The sequence below is a fragment of the Kribbella hippodromi genome (genome assembly GCF_039531045.1).
GTDB classification, from domain to species: Bacteria; Actinomycetota; Actinomycetes; order Propionibacteriales; family Kribbellaceae; genus Kribbella; species Kribbella hippodromi.
Genome location: NZ_BAAAPH010000014.1, coordinates 35,468 through 57,117, shown reverse-complemented (window position 1 = coordinate 57,117; position 21,650 = coordinate 35,468). Strand labels below are relative to the sequence as shown.

At 66.8% G+C, this 21,650-nt stretch carries 18 protein-coding genes; 4 read left to right on the top strand and 14 right to left on the bottom strand.

Annotated elements, in window-relative coordinates; all coding sequences use genetic code 11:
- Nucleotide 1 precedes the first annotated feature (1 nt).
- Genes ABD260_RS21795 through ABD260_RS21785 form a run of 3 tightly spaced genes read right to left on the bottom strand, consistent with a single transcriptional unit; the run spans nt 2 to nt 1,828 of the window.
- A complete protein-coding gene (locus ABD260_RS21795) occupies nt 2–211 on the bottom strand; it encodes a hypothetical protein (RefSeq protein ID WP_184834090.1) in 210 nt (69 codons plus the stop codon).
- On the bottom strand, nt 208–1,218 hold the full coding sequence (locus ABD260_RS21790) for an aldo/keto reductase family protein (protein WP_344235700.1): 1,011 nt from the start codon (nt 1,216–1,218) through the stop codon (nt 208–210). The genes ABD260_RS21795 and ABD260_RS21790 overlap by 4 nt, the downstream gene beginning before the upstream one ends.
- Nucleotides 1,219–1,240: 22 nt before the next feature.
- The gene (locus ABD260_RS21785; RefSeq protein ID WP_344235698.1) at nt 1,241–1,828 is read right to left on the bottom strand and encodes a DUF3043 domain-containing protein; all 588 of its coding nucleotides are present in this window, start codon (nt 1,826–1,828) and stop codon (nt 1,241–1,243) included.
- A gap of 167 nt (nt 1,829–1,995) precedes the next feature.
- Between ABD260_RS21785 and ABD260_RS21780 the strand changes: the two genes are divergently transcribed.
- The 4 genes from ABD260_RS21780 to ABD260_RS21765 all read left to right on the top strand — a co-directional run bounded on the left by ABD260_RS21780 (nt 1,996) and on the right by ABD260_RS21765 (nt 5,558).
- Nucleotides 1,996–2,832: a PspA/IM30 family protein gene (locus ABD260_RS21780; protein ID WP_344235696.1), complete on the top strand. Its 837-nt coding sequence runs from the start codon at nt 1,996–1,998 to the stop codon at nt 2,830–2,832.
- A complete protein-coding gene (gene pspAA / locus ABD260_RS21775) occupies nt 2,829–3,104 on the top strand; it encodes a PspA-associated protein PspAA (protein ID WP_184834082.1) in 276 nt (91 codons plus the stop codon). Before ABD260_RS21780 ends, pspAA begins: the two co-directional genes overlap by 4 nt.
- Nucleotides 3,105–3,392: 288 nt before the next feature.
- Nucleotides 3,393–4,919 carry a sugar transferase gene (locus ABD260_RS21770; protein WP_344235693.1) on the top strand — a complete coding sequence of 509 codons (1,527 nt, stop codon included), beginning with the start codon at nt 3,393–3,395 and terminating at the stop codon, nt 4,917–4,919.
- A gap of 60 nt (nt 4,920–4,979) precedes the next feature.
- Nucleotides 4,980–5,558 carry an RNA polymerase sigma factor gene (locus ABD260_RS21765; RefSeq protein WP_344235691.1) on the top strand — a complete coding sequence of 193 codons (579 nt, stop codon included), beginning with the start codon at nt 4,980–4,982 and terminating at the stop codon, nt 5,556–5,558.
- A 27-nt stretch (nt 5,559–5,585) separates the two neighbouring features.
- Here ABD260_RS21765 and ABD260_RS21760 read toward each other — a convergent pair whose 3' ends face one another.
- The 11 genes from ABD260_RS21760 to ABD260_RS21710 form a co-directional block, all read right to left on the bottom strand.
- Nucleotides 5,586–5,954 carry a hypothetical protein gene (locus ABD260_RS21760; protein WP_344235689.1) on the bottom strand — a complete coding sequence of 123 codons (369 nt, stop codon included), beginning with the start codon at nt 5,952–5,954 and terminating at the stop codon, nt 5,586–5,588.
- Between the two features lie 6 nt (nt 5,955–5,960).
- On the bottom strand, nt 5,961–7,538 hold the full coding sequence (locus ABD260_RS21755; RefSeq protein WP_344235687.1) for a right-handed parallel beta-helix repeat-containing protein: 1,578 nt from the start codon (nt 7,536–7,538) through the stop codon (nt 5,961–5,963).
- Nucleotides 7,538–8,731, bottom strand: coding sequence for a glycosyltransferase (locus ABD260_RS21750; protein ID WP_344235685.1), 1,194 nt, complete (start codon nt 8,729–8,731; stop codon nt 7,538–7,540). The genes ABD260_RS21755 and ABD260_RS21750 overlap by 1 nt, the downstream gene beginning before the upstream one ends.
- Nucleotides 8,731–9,960: a hypothetical protein gene (locus tag ABD260_RS21745; RefSeq protein ID WP_344235683.1), complete on the bottom strand. Its 1,230-nt coding sequence runs from the start codon at nt 9,958–9,960 to the stop codon at nt 8,731–8,733. Before ABD260_RS21745 ends, ABD260_RS21750 begins: the two co-directional genes overlap by 1 nt.
- On the bottom strand, nt 9,957–11,618 hold the full coding sequence (locus ABD260_RS21740) for a YveK family protein (RefSeq protein WP_344235681.1): 1,662 nt from the start codon (nt 11,616–11,618) through the stop codon (nt 9,957–9,959). Before ABD260_RS21740 ends, ABD260_RS21745 begins: the two co-directional genes overlap by 4 nt.
- Nucleotides 11,615–12,832 (bottom strand): Wzz/FepE/Etk N-terminal domain-containing protein, encoded by a 1,218-nt coding sequence (locus ABD260_RS21735; RefSeq protein WP_344235679.1) that lies wholly within the window; start codon nt 12,830–12,832, stop codon nt 11,615–11,617. Before ABD260_RS21735 ends, ABD260_RS21740 begins: the two co-directional genes overlap by 4 nt.
- 76 nt (nt 12,833–12,908) lie before the next feature.
- Nucleotides 12,909–14,849, bottom strand: a complete 1,941-nt coding sequence (locus tag ABD260_RS21730; RefSeq protein ID WP_344235677.1) for a heparinase II/III family protein — start codon at nt 14,847–14,849, stop codon at nt 12,909–12,911.
- Nucleotides 14,846–16,993, bottom strand: a complete 2,148-nt coding sequence (locus tag ABD260_RS21725; RefSeq protein ID WP_344235675.1) for a bi-domain-containing oxidoreductase — start codon at nt 16,991–16,993, stop codon at nt 14,846–14,848. The genes ABD260_RS21730 and ABD260_RS21725 overlap by 4 nt, the downstream gene beginning before the upstream one ends.
- Nucleotides 16,994–17,010: 17 nt before the next feature.
- On the bottom strand, nt 17,011–18,930 hold the full coding sequence (asnB, locus tag ABD260_RS21720) for an asparagine synthase (glutamine-hydrolyzing) (protein ID WP_344235673.1): 1,920 nt from the start codon (nt 18,928–18,930) through the stop codon (nt 17,011–17,013).
- A gap of 1 nt (nt 18,931) precedes the next feature.
- Nucleotides 18,932–20,161 carry a glycosyltransferase family 4 protein gene (locus tag ABD260_RS21715; protein WP_344235671.1) on the bottom strand — a complete coding sequence of 410 codons (1,230 nt, stop codon included), beginning with the start codon at nt 20,159–20,161 and terminating at the stop codon, nt 18,932–18,934.
- Nucleotides 20,158–21,498: a UDP-glucose dehydrogenase family protein gene (locus ABD260_RS21710; protein WP_344235669.1), complete on the bottom strand. Its 1,341-nt coding sequence runs from the start codon at nt 21,496–21,498 to the stop codon at nt 20,158–20,160. Before ABD260_RS21710 ends, ABD260_RS21715 begins: the two co-directional genes overlap by 4 nt.
- Between the last annotated feature and the right edge of the window lie 152 nt (nt 21,499–21,650).

Genomic DNA, 21,650 nt, shown 5'->3' with positions numbered 1-21,650 from the left:
TCTACTCTGCGGAGGACAGACTCATCGGCCCGTACACCTCACGGTTGTCCTCCAGCAGGTACACCTGGCCGACGCCGTGGTCGGCCAGGTCCCGCCAGACCTCGCCCAGCCAGCTCTCCGCGTCGCCCTGGGCGGAGAACTCGGCGCCGCCGACCTCTCCGGGGTCGACGACGGCTCCGGTAGCGGTCTCGAACCGCCAGCTCCAGCTCATGAGCCAGGCCGGGTCTGCGGGGAGTTCTGCGCGGTCTTCGCCGGGTCGCGCTCGACGGTGTGGCCGAGCACCTCGTCGATCCGCTTCAGCAGGCCCTCGTCCAGCTTCACCCCGGACGCCTTGACGTTCTCGACGACCTGCTCGGGCCGGGAGGCGCCGATGATGGCCGACGAGACGTTCTGGTTCTGCAGCACCCAGGCGACGGCCAGCTGGGACAGCGACAGCCCGGCCTCCTCGGCCAGCGGCTTCAGCTCCTGCACCCGGGTCAGCACGTCGTCGGTGAGGAACCGCTTGATGAAGTTCGACCCGTTGGCGTCAGTGGCCCGGGAGCCCTCCGGCGGCTGCTGACCGGGCACGTACTTGCCGGTGAGCACACCCTGCGCGATCGGTGAGAACACCACCTGGCCGATCCCGAGCTCCTCCGACGCCGGGACCACCTCGGCCTCGATCACCCGCCAGAGCATGCTGTACTGCGGCTGGTTCGAGACGAACGGGATGCGCAGCTCGCGGGCCAGCCGGTGGCCCTCCTGGAGCTGCTCAGCGGTCCACTCGGACACTCCGATGTACAGCGCCTTGCCCTGCCGGACGACGTCGGCGAACGCCTCCATCGTCTCCTCCAGCGGCGTCTCGGTGTCGTACCGGTGCGCCTGGTAGAGGTCGACGTAGTCGGTGCCGAGCCGCTTCAGCGACGCGTTCACCGACTCGTGGATGTGCTTGCGGGACAGGCCGGTGTCGTTCGGTCCGCCCGGACCGGTCGGCCAGTACACCTTGGTGAAGATCTCCAGCGACTCGCGCCGCTCGCCGGCCAGCGCCTCACCGAGCACCGACTCGGCCTTGGTGTTGGCATACACGTCGGCGGTGTCGAACGTGGTGATGCCGGCCTCGAGCGCGGCCCGCACGCAGGCCTTGGCCTGGTCGTTCTCCACCTGCGAGCCGTGCGTCAGCCAGTTGCCGTACGAGATCTCGCTGACCTTCAAACCACTGTTGCCCAGATAGCGGAAGTCCATGACCCGACCCTACTGCCTGTGGTCAGCTCGGCTTCTCGCCACGCTTCACCATCGGCTTGGGCAGCCGCCAGCGGCGCATCTGCATGGTCCGCCGGACCGCGTAGAACGCGATGCCCTTGGTGGACTCCTTCGGGAACTTGATCGCGATCTGCTTCTTCAGCCCGGCGCTGAGCAGGAACCAGTCCGCCGCGATCAGCAGGATCATCGCCAGGAACAGCAGGTTGACGGCACCGGCCAGCCAGAGGAACTGCCGCGAGAACACCACGCCGACCAGCGACACCACCAGCAGGATCGGCAGCGCGAACTCCATCACCGAGTAGCGGGCGTCCACGTAGTCGCGGGCGAACCGCCGGACCGGGCCCTTGTCGGCGGCCGGCAGGTACCGGTCGTCGCCGGTCTGCATCGCCTGCTGCATCTTGGCCCGCTCGGTCCGGACCTTGTCCCGGCGGATCGCCGAGGCCTCCTTGCGGTTGCGCGGTTTCTTGAAGCTCGCCTTCCGGGCCGCCTCCGCCTCCTTGCGGCTCGGCGTCGGGCGGCCCTTCCCGCCCGGCTTGCCCTGGGGCTCGGCGGGTACGGTGGTAGCTGTCTCAGTCTTGGTACGACGGAACACGGGGTCAGAACCTCATTCGCAAGGGCAGGTCGCGGGTCGGGGTGGTCCCCGGACTCATATACCACTTTATCGGGGCCTGTCCTGATGGTGTGGTGACCCATAGGGACATAGGGTGGATGGCACGCACGCCGGGTCGTCAGTCCGGCACAGAAGGGGTACGGATATCGATGAGCATCTTCAAGCGGATGTCGACGATCTTCAAGGCCAAGGCGAACTCCGCCCTGGACAAGGCCGAGGATCCTCGCGAAACCCTTGACTACTCGTATCAGAAGCAGCTCGAGCTGCTGCAGAAGGTACGGCGGGGTGTGGCCGACGTGGCCACCAGCCGGAAGCGGGTGGAGCTGCAGGCGTCACAGCTGCAGTCCCAGTCGGCCAAGCTGCAGGAGCAGGCGCAGAAGGCGCTCTCGATGGGCCGCGAGGACCTGGCCCGGGAGGCCCTGACCCGCAAGTCCGGGCTGCAGGGCCAGATCGACGACCTGCAGACCCAGCACGCCCAGCTGCAGGGTGAGGAGGAGAAGCTGACGCTCGCCTCGCAGCGGCTGCAGGCGAAGGTCGAGTCCTTCCGGACCCGCAAGGAGACGATCAAGGCCACCTACACGGCGGCCGAGGCGCAGACCCGGATCAACGAGGCCTTCTCCGGCATCTCCGAGGAGATGAGCGACGTCGGCCTGGCGGTCCAGCGCGCCGAGGACAAGACCCAGCAGATGCAGGCCCGGGCCGGCGCGATCGACGAGCTGCTCGCCTCCGGCGCGCTCGACGACGCCAGCGGTACGGTCAAGGACAACATCAGCCTGGAGCTGGACCGGATGTCGTCCGGCTCCGATGTGGAGAACGAGCTGGCCGCGATGAAGGCCCAGCTCTCCGGAGGCAGCGCGCCGAAGGAGATCTCCGGTGAGGCACCGGGGGCCGCCCAGCCCCAGCAGTCCGCCCAGCAGCCAGTGCAGCAGCCGGCCACACAGCCCGTGACGGAGCCGGTGCGACCTCAGGACGGAGATGTTCGGTGATCGTTCGCATCATGGGTGAAGGTCAGTGGCGACTGGCCGACGAGAAGCTGGACGCGCTCAACGCCGTCGACGGCGACCTGGAGAAGGCCGTGTCGTCCGGCGAGGAGGCGGCCTACCAGGCGGCCTTCGCGGCGCTGCTGGACTTCGTCCGCTCCGGGGAGAAGGTGCCGGACGACGAGTTGCACGACTCCGACGCCATCCTGCCCCCGTCGGACAGCTCGCTCGCCGAGATGCGAGAGCTGATCAGCGGCGACGGCCTGATCGCCGGCTGACGGAGCTGTCTCGATCTATCAGTCCGTCCCCGACCCGGCGGCGCTGATCACCTCGGGTAGTCATTCGAGACTCCCGGACCCCGAAACTGGGGTCCGGGAGTCTTTTGCTGTCGGTGCTGCCGTGGGTTGGATGGCACCCGGGTAAACACTCGTCGTCAGTGCTGTTGCCCGCCGCGTCCACGTAGTACTGTCTGGTTCACGCCGTTGTGGGGGCGGCGTTTGGTGAGGTCCGTGACGGGGTGTGGGTTGGTCACGGGTTTCGAGTTCACCTGTGGGGGGTGACTGTGCGTGACTGAATTCGTCATGTCCGAGGGGGTGGCCGAACCGGCCGATCTCCGGCCGGCGGCTTCGGGGGAACGTCGCCGGCCGGTCTGGGTAGTTCCGGACGTGGTACCGGGAATCGTGCCGCGAGCGGCCCGGTTCACCGAGGCGCGCTGGGTCGCGAAGTACCGGTGGGCCGCGCTCGGCGGTGACCTGGCGGCGGCGCTGTTCGGTGTCTCGCTGGCGCTGCTGATCCGGTTCGGGGCCCAAATCAATCTCAGCTACGTTGTGATCGGGGCAGCACTGCCGATCGCGTGGCTGGTCTGTGTGGCGCTGGAGCGGGGTTATGAGTCCCGCTACTTCGGCACCGGGCCGGAGGAGTTCCGGTCGATCATCCGGTCGGCGGTGGCGTTGACCGCGGTGGTCGCGATCGCGTCGTACGCGACCAAGAGCCAGGTGGCTCGTGGTTTCGTCGTCGTGGCGGTGCCGATCACCTGCCTGGCGGCGATGTTCGCCCGCTGGCTGCTGCACCGGCAGATCTCCCGGCGGCGGTTCGCCGGGCGGTGCATGCGCCGGGTACTGGTGGTCGGGCGCAACGACCAGGTGCGTACGCTGCGGCGGCACCTGGAAGAGCGGCCGACAGACGGGTACGTAGTGGTGGCCGGCTGTCTGCCCCGAGGTGACGCGTTCGAGGAGCCCGGGTCGGAGAGCCTGGGCCGGGCCGAGATGGACATCCTGGCCGCTGTCGATGACTACGGCGTCGACGTGGTCGCGGTGGCCACCGATCCGGAGCTGGCGGGGCATTCGCTGCGCAAGCTGTCCTGGGCGCTGGAGCAGCGTGGCGTTGAGCTGATCGTGTCGCCGGGCATCGTCGAGGTGGCCGGTCCACGAATCTCGATCCGCCCGGTCGCGGGGCTGTCGCTGCTGCACCTGGAGCGTCCGTCGGTGAGCGGCGGGCCGCATGTGCTGAAAAGCATCTTCGATCGAGTGGTCGGCTGCCTGCTGTTGCTGGGGGTCGCACCGATCCTGCTGGTCACCGCGATGCTGGTGAAGCTCACCAGCCGGGGGCCGGTGCTGTTCCGGCAGACCAGGGTGGGCCGCGGCGGCGAGCAGTTCCGGATGCTGAAGTTCCGGACGATGGTCGTGGACGCGGAAGAACGCAAGGCCGAGTTGCACGCGCTCAACGAAGGCAACGAGGTGTTGTTCAAGCTCCGCGACGATCCGCGGGTGACGAGGATCGGCCGGTACCTGCGCCGGTTCTCGATCGACGAGCTGCCGCAGCTGGCTAACGTGCTCCGGGGGGACATGTCGCTGGTCGGTCCGCGGCCGCCGTTGCCGGCCGAGGTCGCGCAGTACGCGATCGACGACGCGCGGCGGATGCTCGTGAAGCCCGGTCTGACCGGGTTGTGGCAGGTGAGCGGTCGCAGCGATCTGACCTGGGAAGAGTCGATGCGGCTCGACCTGCGGTACGCCGACAACTGGTCGATCGCGCTGGACCTGCTGATCCTGTGGAAGACCGCACGCGCCGTACTGGGGAGTGACGGCGCGTACTGAGCGGGTGCTGTTTCATCGCGGTGCTGTTTCATCTGCTGTGCATTCCCGAGGGGGGAATTTGTGACTGTCGTTGTGGATGAAGTGAAAAGTCCAGGTGCGGTCCGGTCCGAAGCGGCCACCCTGGTCGTGCGGGCCGGAGCGGGCGACCATGGGGCGTGGAGCCGGCTGGTCGACCACTACGCGCGGCTCGTCTGGGCGGTGACGCGGAGCTTCCGGTTGAGCGACAGCGACGCCGCCGACGTTTCGCAGATGGTGTGGCTGCGGTTGCTGGAGCACATCAACCGGGTCGATCCGGAGCGAGTCGGTGCGTGGCTCGTTGTGACGACCCGGCGAGAGTGCCTGCGGGTGCTGGCGTTCCGGAAGCGGGTGCTGCTCACGTACGAGGCGACCGCGTTCGAGGAGGTGGCCGGCGACCAGCCGGAGCCGGATGCCGATCTGCTCGCGGGTGAGCGTGCTGATGACGTACGGCGAGCGCTGGAGAGCCTGCCGGACCGGTGGCAACAGCTGCTCGGCATGCTGATGGCCGACCCACCCGCACCGTACGCGGAGATCTCCGCCACGATCGGAATCCCGATCGGCAGCATCGGCCCCATCAGAGGCCGCTGCTTGGACAAACTAAGACTGCTGCTTGCCTCCTAAGAGGGCGTCCGGTCCGGGCTGTGTGGGTCAGAGCATGATCCAGGCGGTCCGGACCGGTTGTTGTGTGCTGCTGGGCCAGCTGAGCAGGAAGCTGACCAGTTTGGGCCGGCGGCTGTCATCGCCGCGGGACTCGACTACTACCGGGCCGGGTGGGGTGACTCGTAGTTCGACGGTCAGATCGGTTCGGCCGCGTACGTCGACGTCCAGGGTGACTCCATGGCCCGCAAAGCGCAGGCGGCGTACGCGGCGGTCGCAGCTGTCCGGGGCGTCGACCAGGCTGTCGTACACGACGTCCAGTACGTCCAGGTCCTTCTCATGCCGGCCGAACGCCGCGTACCCGACTGAGCGGAGTAGTGCGATCTGCTGGCTCGGGGCGTGTTCCGGAGGACCGATCATCGCTGCTCACCGGTCCTCGGTCACCTTGATCACGCTGTCCTGGTCCTGGCCGTACGGCGCGCCCTGCCAGGCGGCCCAGTTCACCGAGTTGCCCTGCTCGTGCACCATGAACTTCCATGGGCCCTTGTAGGTGTTGGAGAAGAACCGGTTGCCCTGGTGGAAGGTGATCGCGTCCTCCACGACGCGGGCCTTGTACGGCGACCAGTCCGGGAACGTACCCCAGTTGGAGAAGATGCCGTTGTAGCCGCACCCACTCCGGGACGCACAGCGGTCACCGATGTTGTCCGGGTCCAGGCTGAACAAGTTGTCGTGCACCCGGACGTTCTGGGTCTTCCAGCGACAGTCACCCAGGTACGGCGGGTTGCGGATGTTGGTGGCGTTGCAGGACGTCGTGGTGACGACAGACGGGTTCACCAGCGTGCCGGAACCGGTACTGGTGTTGGCGGCCGAGCCGGCGAACCGGTCCGCGTTCTCCCACAGGATCACCCCGGCCCAGTTGTCGCTGAAGACGTTCTGGCTCACCTCGAAGGTCTGGTTGAACATGCCGGGTACGCGCTTGTCCGCGCCGGACTCGGAGATGTACAGCGCGGGTACCGGGAAGCCCTGGTTGTCCGCGCCCTTGCCGAGACCGTTGCGGACGAAGGTGTTGCCGCGGATGGACGCGTTGTAGCTGGTTTCGAAGATCATCCCTTCGGCGAAGTTGCTGGAGATGTAGTTCTCCTCGATCGCGAACGCCGAGTTGTTGGTGTCGGCCCAGATCCCCGGACCGTGGTTGTCGTGAATCCAGTTGCCGCGCACGATCGCTCCGGCGACCGACCAGAACTTGCCGCCGCCGGTGCAACCACAACCGGGCCGCAGCGCTTCCCAGTTGTCGGTGTTGTTGCCGGTGATCTCGTTGCCCTCGACCAGGATGCTGGCGACGCGCTGCGGGTTGTACGCGTTGAAGCCGTACTGACCGTTGTCGCGCAGGCAGTTGCCGCGGACCACGTTCTTGGTGCCGATCATCACGCCCGCGCCGGCGTTGTGCTGGATCGTGCTGTTCTCGATCACCCAGCCGCCGGCCGAGTTGTGGTTCACCACGCCCTCGTCGTTGTTGCCGCGCTTGGTACCGAAGTTCTGGATGGTCAGGTGGCTGATCACCACATCCGACGCGTACCCGGTGAAGGCATAGCGGTTGCGGTTCGCGCCGTCGAGTACTGCACCGGGGGCGCCGATGTAGTGGTTGCCGTCCTTCGGGATCACCTGGACGAACGCACCGTTGCCCAGCCGATGCCGGCCAGGAGCCAGCCAGAACGTCGTACCGGCGGGGGACTGGGCGGTGAGTACCTGTAGGTCCTGCTTCGTACTGACCACGACCGCACCGGCCGGAGCAGTGGCCGGGCCGGCCAGAGCCTTGGCGTTGTCGCAGATCTTCGCTGGTGGTGCAGTCGGCGCTTTGACCGGCTTCACGGTCGGTGTCGACGCCGGTGCGTTGTCGGCGTTCCGCTGCGAAGTCGCTCTGTCTGTCACCAGTGCGGCCACGACCAGCGCGCCAACCACCAGGGCGGCACCACCGGCCAGCCGGTTGCGGTGTTGCTTGATCATCACTGCACCGGGTTCGCGATCGCGAAGCGGTACACGTCGAGCAGCTGCTCCAGGTTGTGCCGTGGGTCGTGCTTGGTTTCGTACGTCGATCGCGCCGCACCGCCCAGCTCTTCGTATCGGTCCGGGTTGGTGTCGACGTCGAGCAGGAGCTTCGCCAGCTCTTCCGGACGGCGTGGATCGAACAGGGCGCCGTCCACTCCGGCTGTCACGAGCTCCGGGAAAGAACCGTGGCCGGAGGCAAGTAGCGGTACGCCAACGGCCATCGCCTCGACCACTACCAGTCCGAACGTCTCCTCCCATTCCGATGGGAGTACGACGGCCCGCGACGCACTGATCAGCTCGAACACCTCCGGCTTGCTCATCAGGCCGCGGAGTTCGACGGACGGCCGCTCAGCTGCCCAGGCGGTGACCTCGTCCAGCATCGGTCCGCCGCCGGCGATGACCAGTCGTAGTGCATCGTCGCCGCCGATCGCCCGGTACGCGTCCCAGCCCTTCATCAGCAGGGGAGCGCCCTTCGCCGCATCCAGCCGGCCTACGTACGCGACCTGATGCTGTTTCGCGCCGCCGACCGGTCCGTCGTACGGGACGTAGTTGTGGCGTACGAAGCTGCGGTCCGGGTCGAAGTCCATGCCTGCCAGCAGACTGCGCTGTGACTCGGACAAGAACAGGTACGCCGAGACCAGCTTGCGCCAGCTGCGGCGGTGCGAGCGAGTGTTGAGCACAGTGGTCGCTGTGGCCACCTTGGAGCCGCGGTAGCAGCTGTGCGACACAGCGGGCAGCGGACTGCCGCCGGCGCAGTCGTGGCACACCGCACCGTCGCGGTAGAAGTCACCACTCGCGCACAGCAGCTTGTAGTTGTGCAGAGTGATGACGACTGGCACCTTGGCCTCGCGGCACGCGTACAGCACCGACGGGCTCAGTACCGGGAAGGTGTTGTGTACGTGGACCACGTCCGGCTGGAAGTCGCGCAGTACGGCGGCCAGGTCGTGTTTGCTGGTCGGGTTCCAGACCACGCGGACCGGCAGCGTCGCCTTCTGCAGTGCGGACCAGTCTTCGATCTCGTCACTGCGCCGTTCGAACAGCTGGACGTCGTGACCGAGCTCCGCAAGTGCGGCGCGCTCCTGGTCGACGACCCGGTTCTCGCCGCTCGGTGCGGTGGACCTGTACCTGTTGTGCACCAACAGGATCTTCATCACGTGTCCTCCTGGGGCGTCCGCGAGTACACCAGCGAGGCCGCCAGTGTGAGCTCGAGCAGATACGAAGAGGCCTCACTGAGCCCTGTCTCGGTGAACGACGCGACCACGCAGTACGCGACCAGGAACAGCGCCAGTGCGCGCCGCGGTCCTTGCGGGGTGAACCACGCCGCGATGAGTACGAAGAGCACCATGGCGACACAGAAGGCCGCACCGAGCAGTCCGACGTCGTAGTAGGTGCCCAACCAGTTACTGTCGATCGGCAGGCCGTTGAACGACTTGTTGGACAGTCCGAAGCCGAACAGCGTCTCGAACATCGACCGGGGCTGGATGAGGATCGAGTCCCACACAGCGCGGCGTCCGGTCAGTGCGGCGACCTGACTGGCGTCCTGTCCACGGGCCAACCAGGTGGTGACCACGGAGCCGAGGGTGAGTGTGCCGACCGAGAACACACCGATGCCGATCGCGAACACCTTGCGTACGCGGGAGCGGTACGTGAACAGGCTGAGGCCGGCGATCAGTGCTCCAGCCAGCAGAGCGACGAGTGCTGTCCGGGTGTGCGTGAGCAGCAGGATCGGCACGCACACAACCACGCTGGTCAATGCGACCCAGCGCTTGAGCACGCCGGACATCCACAGCACGGCGGTGAGCCCGATGGCCATGGCCGAGTAGTGGCCCGCTTGCGTTGGTGGGATCGGCCAGATGATGCCGGCCAGACGGTTGTCGGCCATCGCAGTGCCTGGTGAGACCACCAGTCCGAGGGCGATGGTGCCGATGACAAACCACAGCACCTTCAGATGCGTACGCACCAGCAGCAGGTCCTTGCGGGTCCACCAGGGCGACAGCATCCAGAGGACCGCGACGAACAGGAACAACCGCGCGGAGCGGTACATCGCACCGAGCAGGAACTCGGCGTGCATGCTCGACACCACTGCCTCGCAGACGAGGAGTGCAGCCAGGAACATGTACACACTGCGGCGTACGCGCACTGGGCGGTTGACCGACAGCACCAGCAATGCGGCGACCAGCAATGACCCCTGGGCGATCAGCTTGCCGACCGCGCCGGGGATCGGCAGCAGGAGCCGTGAATCCGGGAAGAACGTCAGCACGTTCAGCGTCAGCATCGCCCAGACGAGCTGGACGCGACGCCGGCGCCGGCGCTCGACCGGAACCGGACGGAAGCCCGGTTTCGGTGCGGCCGGAGTCCGGATCGCGACAGGGGTGGTCATCGGGAGAACAGCTCCAGATCGACGGTCGTGGCTGCGGCCTCGGCATCCGTGACGCCGACGCCTTCGTCGGTGCGGTCGGCGTTCAGCACGACCGCGGTGTCGATCTCCAGACCGGCCAGGCGGAGCATCTCGCCGGTCGCGCGGATCTTGGCGGTCGTGGACCGGCCGGCCGTGACCACGACGGCCGCTTGGGCGGCCCAGCTGGTGAGGTGGTCGGCGCCGACGGCCGGCGTCAGTGTGGCCAGGGACAGGACCAGGTCGGCGGTCTCCCATGCGCCGTCGAGTTCCAGATCGCCGGAGCCGTTCGGGTGGCCGTTGTAGCAGCCCTCTGCTGGTAGACCGCTCGGGTCGGACAGGTAGACATCGATCCGTCGGCCCGGCTCGCTCAGCTGGGACGTGTGAGTACCTTGCTCCTTTACTCCGAGCCTCTTGGCAAGTGCTCCGGTACCAGTCAGGTCCGCCACTAGTACCTGGTTGCCCTCGTCGGCCAGTCTGACCGCCAGAGCCGCCACGGCTAGGGCACAGGCAGGTACGTCATCCACGCTGACCACTGCCAGCGCCGGGGTGGGCACGCTGCTCCAGCTGATGCGTTGTCCGAGGTGCTGGGACAGCAACTGGATCTGCCGGTGCGGTGCCTGTGATGGACGTACCTGCTGAGTGAAGCGCAGCCACTTGCGCGGCGGGCGACCAGTACTGAGCCGGACGCGTGCTCCGAGTGCGTTGGCGATGTCCTGTCGTTTCCACAGCCGGTCCGAGATGAGTGCACGTACGATCACGAAGCCGATGCCCAGGAACAGTCCGCCGACCAGACCGGTACCGGCCTTGAGCACAATGGCCCGTTTGGCTGACACGACTACCGGTGCGGGGATGTCCAGCATCCGGCTGGCGTTCATCTTCGACGCGGTGACGGTCTGGTCAAGCAGCTGCTGCTGAACGAACCGGACCTTGTCACCGGCCGCATTGAGCTTGGCCATCTCCGGACTGCTCGGATGCGCCGGGTTGTCCGGGTTGTCGCCCGCAGCGACAACAGCCTCTCGCGCGGCGGTCACCTCGTTCTGTGCCGCGGCCAGGTCCTTGCGCAGCGGTGCGTCGTCCAGGCCGAGTTGTTCGCGCCGAAAGATCAGATAGGTCTGCGCGACCATGGCGGCCAGCTTGGTAGCCTCCTCGTCGGACTTGGCGGACGCCTGGATCTCCAGCACCCGGTCGGTCAGCTTCGTCGCGGTGTACTGCTGCAGCACCTCATCCGGTGTCTCCGGCAGCTTCAGCAGCACGATCACCCGCTCGGCCACCGTCCGGGTGGTCGCCAGGCTGATCTCGGTCGCCATCGCCTTCACCGGGTCGTCGCCCGCGCGGGTGGTGATCAGCAGCCGGGCCGCCGCCTGATGCGGCGCCGGGATGGCCAGGTACGACGCCAGGCCGCCGGCGAACCCGACGAGAGCGAGGGCGAGCCAGATCCGGGCGTGCCGGACGACGGCGTCCCGCAGGAACCGGAACGTGACCAGGCTGTCCGGCGGGTAGGACGGCGACAGCTCGTCGTCGAACAGACCGTCGTTGTCCTCGGCCCACCCGTTCGGCGACGGTCCGACCTGTCCGGAGTGTCCCGACAGCTGGCCCGGGAGCTTGCCTGGTAGCTGCTCGTCGAAGTGCTGGTTCGTCATCGCGTCCGCCTTGCCGTGCGGGTGAGAAGCGTCGGGAGCCGCGGTCCGTTCCGGCGCTGTGCCTGCGCGACCCGGCCGACGGTCCGGTCGAACGGGTCAGGATCGGTGACCACGAGCCCGTCGATGGTGCGGTCGTCGGCCACGGTGGCAACGGCCAGCCGGGCGAGCTCCTCGGCCGTGACGGTGCCTGCCGAGAGCGCGATGACGGTACGGGTGGTCCGCTCCGTGTCGGTCAGCTGCGGCGCGTCGCGGTCGACCAGTACCAGGTGGATCTCCAGCGCGGGCTGACCGGCCGGGAACTCGAGGTTCTGGTCGATCACCAGGGAGGTCGGGATGCCGACCGAGTGCGCGAACGCAGCCAGCTGGGGACCGAGTGGACGCGCCTTGTTGTCGTCCGCGAACGAAATCACCGTCAGCGAAGCGTCCTGGCCGCTGCGGACGTCCAGAGCGAGGTTGTGCAGTACCTTGCGCAGTGCCCACGCATCGACCGCTGTCGGCGCGTAGTGCTCGAGTAGGTTCGCCCAGTCCGACGGATCGTTCGCCCGGTACGAGGAGACGGACGCGAGTACTGGAAGCCCGACCGAGTCAGCCATCTCGTCCCGCAGCCGGAGCCGGCGGTCGCCACGTGCCCTGGCCAGTACGAAGACCGCACCGGCTATCGCACCGAGCAGTGCACCGATACCGCCGTAGATGACGGAGTGCACCAGCATGCTGCCGCCATGCGCTTCGGTGGCTGTTTCGAGGATGCGTGCGCCAGTGCGCTTGCCTAGGTCACCTGGCAGCTTCTGGTCGGTGGTGATGAACACCAGATAGACCTGCGCGACCGCGTTGGCCAACTGGACGGCCTGCTTGGCGGTAGTACCTTGCGCGTCGATCTGGATGACGTCTTCGGTGACAGCTGTCGCTTTGACCCGGGCGCGGGCGATGTCCGGCGTCAACGGCGGCGACACGTTCTGGCCGGCGCTGAGCAGCACCGGTCCGCTCTCCGCGATGTAGACCTGGGTGTCGATGCTCTGCGCGCTGGCGGTTGAGCCGTCGGACGACTGCGGGGGCGGCGGGAGCACGACAAGGGCGGACGCGTTGTACATCGGCGGCTGCACGAACCCATATCCGACTCCGGCCAGCACACCGACCGCAGCCACTGCGGCCACCAGGAGGCGATGCCGCCGGATGGCTTGCCATGACTTCTTCACATCCAACTGCTGCGCGCTCACAGGCCCCCTCCAGGCGAACGTCTGTCGGTACGGAGTAATAGAGGCGCTGTCCGTGGCTCTGATACACCACGCGGCGTCAGGAGCGGAAGCGGAACGTACTCGTAGCTGCCGCGTCCGGGGTGAGCGTGCCGGAGCCGATCAGCGTGGTGATCGGGAGCTTGTGGCCGAATCGCGGTGAGTACCAGCCCAGCAACGGATTGTCCGCGCCGCGGTGCGCTGTCCAGGTCAGTCCGGGTGGCAGCTCTGCAACAGCCGCTCCGGTGGACCAGGAGAGTCGTGCGGTCGAGTTGTTCTTGAGGTCGACGGAGACATCAGGTCCCAGGTGCCAGGCCATGCGTACGTCGGTTGTCGCATCGACGCGGTCTTCGACTTGTAGTACGCCCTTGTCCAGCGTCGCGGTGCGCCGGTGGGTGATGGGGGCGTACCCGTCGTGTTCGGCGTCCCAGGTACTACTGGTGTGGCGGAGTACTTTGCCGCGGGCACCGCGCAGCCAGAGGAACGGTCCGCCCCAGGTGGACTGCTCGGTGTGGGCGATCTCCATGGTGTTGTGCGCGATGGTGGAACGGAAGTAGTCCCGCCACTCCGCCTCACCGTGGTAGCAGTACGTTCCGGGGTCGGCAAGGACATCGACGCCGTCGACGCGTACCTCGAGTGAGAGCGCGTCAGCGTGCGCATGAGCCGCTATGGAGAGGAAACCGTGCGGACCGGCATCGGCACGGCACCAGATCTCCGGACCGGCGTCGCGGCTGCGCAGAATGGTCAGACCGGCGTCCTGGAAGTGCTCTGGTCGCTCAGCAGGGCGGTCCGGTTGCTGACCTTTGACCAGTGAGCCAACAAGGGCAGACGTGGCTGTAGGTGGGCTGACCGGCCACCACGGCGTCCTACCAGCTAGAGCAGCACCCAGGGACAGGTACGCCGACCAGTTGCTGATGTCTGGTGGATCCAGGACGAGCACCATGCCCTCGTCGTCATCACCTTGCCGTGGTGGACGGAGGGTGTTGTCGACGACGGCCGCGGCGACGTCGAGCGTACGAGTGAGCAGGGCCCACGTCTGCTGGCTCAGTGGGTGACCGGCGTTGTCTGCTTCCAGAGCGGCGTACAGGACGAGCTCGGAGACGAAGCGGTGGTAGTCGGTCGCCAGCTCGCGGTTCACTCCGGACGGGAAGGTGTTGGCGTCGAACGCCTGCTCCAGCAGGGCATCCGCGTTCTGGCGCCAGCGGGTGCTCTTGGTGAACCACGGGAAGGCACAGGCGCCAACGAGCTGGCCCGCGGTCTCTGCGATGACATGGTTGTTGGCGGAGGAGCCACGGCTCTGGAACGCGGCGAGGTACCGCTGGTGCCAGTAGATCTGCTGTAGAGCGAGCTCGTTGTGCTCGAACAGGTCGGTGATGTCCGGCCAGTCGTTGAGCAGGCGGCGTACCCAGGTCCAGCTGATCAGGCGGATACCGACCTCGATGCCACTCGCCCAGTGCACTCCGGACAAGAACGGGTTCGTACGCCACCAGTCGGTCAGGTGGTCGGCTACCCGTTGCGCGTACCGGTCGTCATGCGTCAAGTACCAGGCTGCTGCCAGCTGGGTGAGGTGGTGGTGGCGGGAGAGCTCCCACACCTGCTTGATGTTGCCGACCACCTCCTCGTTCCGGTGGTTCAGCTTGAACACGTACCGCGCTGGGTCGGACCGCCGGCCGGTGACCGGGTCGCGGAACCAGTCCGGCGCGCGTAGGTCGGTTCGGTCGACTCCTAGTACTTCCAGGTTGCCGGCAAGGATGGAGTCGGCGGTGGCGATGATCGCCTTCCGGGCATCCTCTGGTACGAGGTGCGCCGCGTCGGGCGGGAGGGTTGTACCGAAGGAGAGGTCCTTGCGGAGTGGGAGGTGGACAGCCGCGTCCTGCCCGGGGCGAACCTGTTGGTAGGCCCAGGCAGTGCGGCGTCCGGTGTCGCGTACGCGCCAGAGCAGTTCGGTGGGGGACATCCGGCGCAGGCGGCGGAGGTACCAGCTCAGGGGCTGGCGGCTCATACGCGCTCCGGCTTGCCGGAGGCGATGCTGCGGTCCACTGCGATGGTGGCGCGGGTGGTAGCGACCAGTGAGTCGAACGGGATAGGCATCGGACCACCTGTCTGTACGGCGGCGATGAAGCGCTCCAGCTCGTTCTGCTGGCCCTTGTCGGTACTGCGGCTCTTGCGGGTGGACGGTTTGCGTCCGGTCCACACCGATGCGCTCTGGAAGTTGTCGAGTCTGCCGTTGCGGCCGCCGCCGGTGATGTCGATCGTTTCCTTCGGGAAGCGGGTGTTGCCGCCGCCGACGTAGCTGATCGTGCCGACCGAGCCGTTGGCGAACCGCAGGGTCACCAGGACGTCACCGGCGTCCGGGCCGGGCACCGCGTACACCTCGGTGGGCAGGCTGTTCAGCCACCAGCCGAGGGTGTCGATGAAGTGACCACCCTCACCGGCGAAGCGGCTGCCTTCCTTGCCGGCATCCAGGTACCAGCTGGTGGAGTCGAGTTTGCCGGCGTTCACCAGGTAGCGGAGGCTGAGGTTGCCGCCGGGGTCACCGAAGCGGTCCTTCAGGTCGGTGAGCAGCGGGGCGAACCGGCGGTTGAAGCCGACCATGAGCCGGTCGTTGCCGGTGGCGTCCACTGTCGCGACGATCTGGTCCAGCTCGTCGTCGGTGAGCGCTAGCGGTTTCTCGACGAACACTGCCTTGCCGGTCGCGAGTGCTTTGCAGGCGAGCTCCGCGTGCGAGCTGTGCCGCGTCACCACGAACACCGCGTCCAGACTGGCATCTGACAGTACCTCGTCCGCGTCCGTGGAAACCGCGTCGAACCCGAACCGGCGCTGCGCGTTCGCTGCCGAGAGGGACTTGTTGGTCGCCACCCGCCCCAACACCACCCGAGCATCCTTCTGCAAATACGGCAACAACATGCTCGACGCATAGTTCCCCGCCCCCACAAACCCCACCCGTACTCCATCAGTAGTTGGTGTTGTGGGTCTGCGGGCAGCAGGTACTGGAGGTACCGCCTCCTGTGGTGTGTCTGGGTACTCGAAGAGGAAGCCGACTCCGGGGAGGGTGTTGGTGCTTAGTTGGTGGTAGACGTTGGTGGCGTCCTCGATCGGGAACTGGCCGGCGATCAGGGAACCTACGTCTATCTGTTCGCGGGCGATCAGGTCGATGAAGCACGCCAGGTTGCGACGCTCGGTCCAGCGTACGTAGCCGGCCGGATAGTCGATCCCCTCCAGCTCATACCGGTCGTCATACCGCCCCGGACCGTACGAGCGGGAGAACCGTACATCCAGTTCCTTGTCGTAGTACGCGTTCCAGGGCAGATCCAGCTTTGTCTTGCCGATGTCGACCACACGAGCCCGGTCACGTGCCAGCCGCGCCGCGGTCTCCACCGGACCATTGGAGTGCCCACCAGCCGCCAACAGGATGTGGTCAGCCCCCAACCCGTTCGACGCCGCCAGCAACGACCGCTCAAGCGCAGCGACCCCAGCCTCATCAGGAGACGAGCAGTGCAGCGCCCCGGCCTTCTCCGCCAAGCGGCACCGGTCCTCCACGGTGTCAATCCCATACACCCGCACCCCGGCCGCGACCAGCAACCGCACTACAAGCTGTCCAACCAGACCAAGCCCGATAACCACCGCAGTGTCGCCCAGCTGCACCTCAGCCTGCCGTACGCCCTGCATAGCAATCGCACCGACCGTGGAGAACGCCGCCTGCTCAGCGGGCACACCGTCCGGTACCGGCACGCACAGGTTCAATGGCACCCAGTTGTACTCCGCGTGCAGCGCGAACTCGTTCCCAGCAGCCGCAACCAGCTGCCCAACGCTGAACTCCTCCGCACCAGCACCCACCTCAACCACCACACCGCACAACGAGTACCCCAGCGGCGTGTACGAGTCGAGCTTGTTCATCACCTTCTTGTACGTGTTGACCATGCCCTGCTGCGCAACCGTGTCCAGTACCTTCTTCACCTGGTCCGGCCGCGCCCGCGCCTTGCCGAGCATCGACAGCTTCGCCTCACCGACTTTCATCAGCTCGGTGCCGGTGGAGATCAGTGAGTACAGCGAGCGGATCAGCACCCCACCCGGCGCACATCCGGGCGGCGGTACGTCCAGCACCGCCAGCTCACCGGACTTGTAGTTCTGTGCAACCTGTTTCATGTCCGTCCTTCAGAGAATCAGAGGGAGGTGATGGTCACGCCCAGGGAGCGCATGTGCCGCGTCCACGTCTCCAGCGTCAGCAGCTGCCAGATCTGCTTCGAGTAGTCCTCCCGGCCGGCCCGCTCGTCGTCGACCAGCTTCTGCACGGCGGTCTGCCGCAGGAACCCGCTCTGAACCAGTTCGCCGCGCAGCAGCACGTCGTCCACCAGTTCACGCAGGTCGTTCCGCACCCAGGCGCGCAGGGGTGCACTGAACGACGCCTTCGGCCGGTAGATGATCTCCTTCGGCAGCCACGCCTCCGCTGCTTTCTTCAACGCCAGCTTGGACACTCGGCGGTGGATCTTCTCGCTGCCCGGGATGGAGAACGCTGCCCGTGCAACCACCGGGTCCACAAAGGGCGTACGTACCTCGGTGGACGCCGCCATGCTGGAGCGATCGGTGTACGCGAGGTTGAGTCCTGGCAGGAACATCCGCGAGTCGGCAAGGCACATCCGGTTGACGTGGTCGTCCAGCGTTGTGTCGTGGTAGATGTCGCTGTGCTCCGCCAGGAGCTTCGCGACATACGGGTCCAGGTCCGGACTGATCAGTCCGGCGAGCTGATCGGCGTCGTACATGGTGTAGCTGCGCCGGAACGCAGTCTCCTCGGACAGGTCGGCGAACGTGAGGAACCGCTTCGCCCAGCGCGCGTACCGCAGTCCGCGCCCGTTGACCGTCACCGGAAGCCGTCGTACTGCCGGACCGACCACACCGTTTCGTAGTACCCCGGGGAGCCGCTGGTACTGCGCACCCATCACACAGGCCAGGTGCTTGCGATAGCCACCGAACAGCTCGTCAGCGCCCATCCCAGACAGCAGCACCTTCACACCGGCGTCCCGCGCGGTGTCACACATCAGCAAGGTGTTGATCGCGGCCGGGTCGCCGATCGGCTCGTCCAGAATGTCAACAATCCGCGGAAGCAGCTCGACGACGTCGGGCGCGATCTCGATCTCGTGCAGGTCGATGCCGAACTGCCTGGCCAGCTTGCGCGCGTAGATCGCGTCGTCCGGCATCGCCTCGAGCTTCTGGTCCTGCGCGCGAAAGGTGATCGTGTACGAGTCGATGCCGGGGTCCATGCGCTTTGCCAGCACGGTGACCAGGCTCGAATCCAGACCGCCACTGAGGAACGTCGACACCGGTACGTCGGCCACCAGGTGCGCCGCAACCGACTCCTCGATCACCTGGCGCAGATCGGCGCGCGGACCGGCCGCTGCCTCGGTCGCGACCTCGGTCACCCGCCAGTACGTCTCGTGCCGGCTGCCGCCGTCGGGCCGGAACTCCGCCCACGAACCGGGCGGCAGCTTCTCGACACCATCGATCGCACAGCGCTGCTCGGGCAGCCAGTAGTAGAGCATCGACGCGATCAGTGCGCCGGGTTCGGTGCGTAGCTCGGAGCCGACGGCCGCGACGATCGCCTTCAGCTCGGACGCGAAGAGCACACCGCTCTGGCGGCGGAGGAAGTACAGCGGCTTGATGCCGAGCGGGTCGCGGGCGAGGTACAGGCTGCCGCTGTCCTCGTCCAGCATCGCGAACGCGAACATGCCGCGGAAGCGCTTCAGCGCCTCGGGACCCCAGCGGCGCCAGGCCTCCAGGACGACCTCGGTGTCGGAGCTGGTCCGGAAGTGCACGCCGCTCTTGGACAGCTCGGCGCGCAGTTCCTTGTAGTTGTAGAGCTCGCCGTTGTAGCAGATGGTCAGGCCGCGCTTGCTGAACGGCTGGTCCGCGGCGGCCGACAAGTCGATGATCGACAATCTGCGATGTGCCAGGTGCGCGCTGACTTCACCGTCCTCGAAGCTGTACACCTGTTCCGCGTCCGGGCCGCGGTGTGCGATCCGGTCGCTCATGGTCCGGGCGAGCAACCGGCCGTCATGCTGCTGGTAGCAGCCGGCGATGCCGCACACCTCAGGACCCCGCGGCCCGCGCCACGTCGCCGACCCGGCTGACGTGACCGGTGAGTCGGTCGTACACGCCGAGGTACGCCTTCTGCTGGTGCCTCCACGCGAGCACCTGCTCGACCCTGGACCGGCCGAGTTTCGCCATCCGGCGGCGGCGGACCTCGTCGTCGAGAAGGTCGGCAATCGCCTGGCCGTACAGCGCGACGTCGTTCGGTTCCACGTACACCGCGGCGTCCTCGGCCGACACCTTGGTCTCGATCAGGTCGAAGGCGACCACCGGAAGCTCGAACGCCATGTACTCCATGGTTTTGTTCATTGTCGACACGTCGTTGAGCGGGTTCTTCGGATCGGGGGAGAGGCCGAGATCCGCTGTCGACATCACCGCCCGGACGGTCTCGTCGGGTACGCGGCCGGTGAACTCGACGTACGCGCCCAGGCCGAGCCGGTCCCGCAGCGCGACCACGTCGTCGAACGAATCGCCACCACCCATCAACGTGAAGGCGATATCGGTCCGGTGCAGATTGTTGACAATATGATGGGCAGCCCGGACGACAATGTCGACACCGTCCTGCGGACCCATCACCCCGATGTACGTGACCAGGTACCGACGCCCGCGACGAAGCGCCTCGTCCGGCACACCGCGTCGCAGCTTGTCCGGATCAGGTCCAGTCCGCACGACCGTCACGTCGTGATTCGCCTTGCCGCTGCGCGTGATCGCGATCCGGCGGTACGAGTCGTTCGTGGAGATCACGTGATCGGCCTGGCGGTGCGTCATCCGTTCGAGGAAGCGCAATCCCTTGTACGGAAGGCTTGTCGTACCACCGAACCTCGACTGGAACAGTTCCGGGCACAGATCATGGTGGTCGAAAACGAACCGGGTGCGATCGAGCCAGCGGAGCAGCATCGCGATCGGCCAGAAGATGTCCGGCGGGTTGCACGCCTGCATCACCTGGAACCGGCCGGCCTTACGGGCCCTGAACACCAACCGGAGCGTCAGCAGGAACGAGTACGCGTACTCCCACACGAAACCGAGCTTGCTGCCGCCCGGGGCGTACGCCTTGTACTTGTGCACGGTGACGCCGTCGATCACCTGGTACGCCGGGTCGTCCGGGCCTTTCGGGCAGACCACGGTCACGTCGTACCCGGACGCCACCAAGGCCTGGCATTCCAGCCAGACGCGGCGGTCGAACGGTACCCAGAGGTTCTGGATGATGATCAGGACCCGCGGGCCGGTCACCAGCCCACTCCTTCGTACCCGGGCAGGGTTTCGGCCTCCGCGCCCAGCCGGCCGCTCAGGTCGATGGTCCGCGCGGGCGGTGTGGTCAGCAGCGCGTTGACCGCGGCGGTGTCGGTCGCCGACACGATCGCGATGTCGGCGCCGTCGAGCGCCTCGGCCGGATCGTCGGTCAGAACCCGTTGCAAATGGGGAAGTTTGGAGGTCACGTGGCGCAGGTTCGCGCCGACCAGACGGGCCGGATTCACGATCGGGTCGTAGATGCGCAAGTTGTAGCCCTTGCCGATCAGGCGCTCGGCGACCTCGACGTTCGGGCTCTCGCGGAGATCGTCGGTGGCGTGCTTGAAGCTCAGGCCGAGCAGCGCGATCTCCCGCCCGGGACCGGCGATCACGCGGTCGACGACATCGCGGACGCTTCGCTCGTTGGTGGCGAGTGCGCCGGACAGCAGCGGTAGTTCGGTGTCGTTCATCCGGGCCAGGTGCAGTACGGAGCGGAGGTCCTTCGGCAGGCACGATCCGCCGAACGCGAAGCCCGGTTTCAGGTAGTACGGCGAGATGTTCAGGCTGGTGTCCTGGACGAAGATCCGCATCACCTCGCGGGAGTCCACGTCGAAGTGCCGGAAGATCCGGCCCATCTCGTTGGCGAACGACACCTTGGTGGCATGGAAGGCGTTGCAGGCGTACTTGAGCGCTTCCGCCGTCCGAACGTCGACAATCTGCACGTCGACAATCGGATTGTTGTCCTTGTACACCGGGGCGAACAGGTCGGTCAGAGCGGTACCGACCCGGGCATCCCGGGTACCGACGACGACGAACGGCGGTGCGTAGAAGTCCGCTAGCCCGGACCCCTCCCGCAAGAACTCCGGGCACATCGCCGTACCGAACGTGAACCCGTCCGGCGGCGGTACCTCGGCCAGTACCTCAGCGACCACCTCGTCCACGGTCCCCGGCGGCACGGTGCTGCGGATCACGATGCTGTGGAACCCCGACGCCGGCGGTACGACGACCTGCGCGGCCTCCGCGATGTCGCGTACCGCGCGCCGGATGTAGGTGAGATCAGTACTGCCCGCGGGCGTGGACGGCGTACCGACACAGATCAGCGAAACCTCGGCCTGCTCCAGCGCGAGTCGTGGATCGGTGGTCGCCCGCAACCGCCCGGCCGTCGCACCCGCCGCCACCAGCTCGTCCAGCCCCGGTTCGACCACCGGACTGTGCCCTTCGGTGATCGGCCCCACCTTCGCGGTGTCGACATCCACCCCCCACACCTCATGCCCAGCCCCCGCCAGGCAAGCAGCCGTCACCGACCCCACATAGCCCAAGCCGAACACGGCAACCTTCATAACGCCCCCCACAGGCTCATGACGTGGCTTACCCACGTACCGCAGCGCCCAGGAGAGCGCACACCCCACCCCGCTGATACACCCCCGCACAAATCTCCCCGAGAAACTTCCACCAGTACCTATCCTGTTAACCCAACCGCCCCCAACCCCGG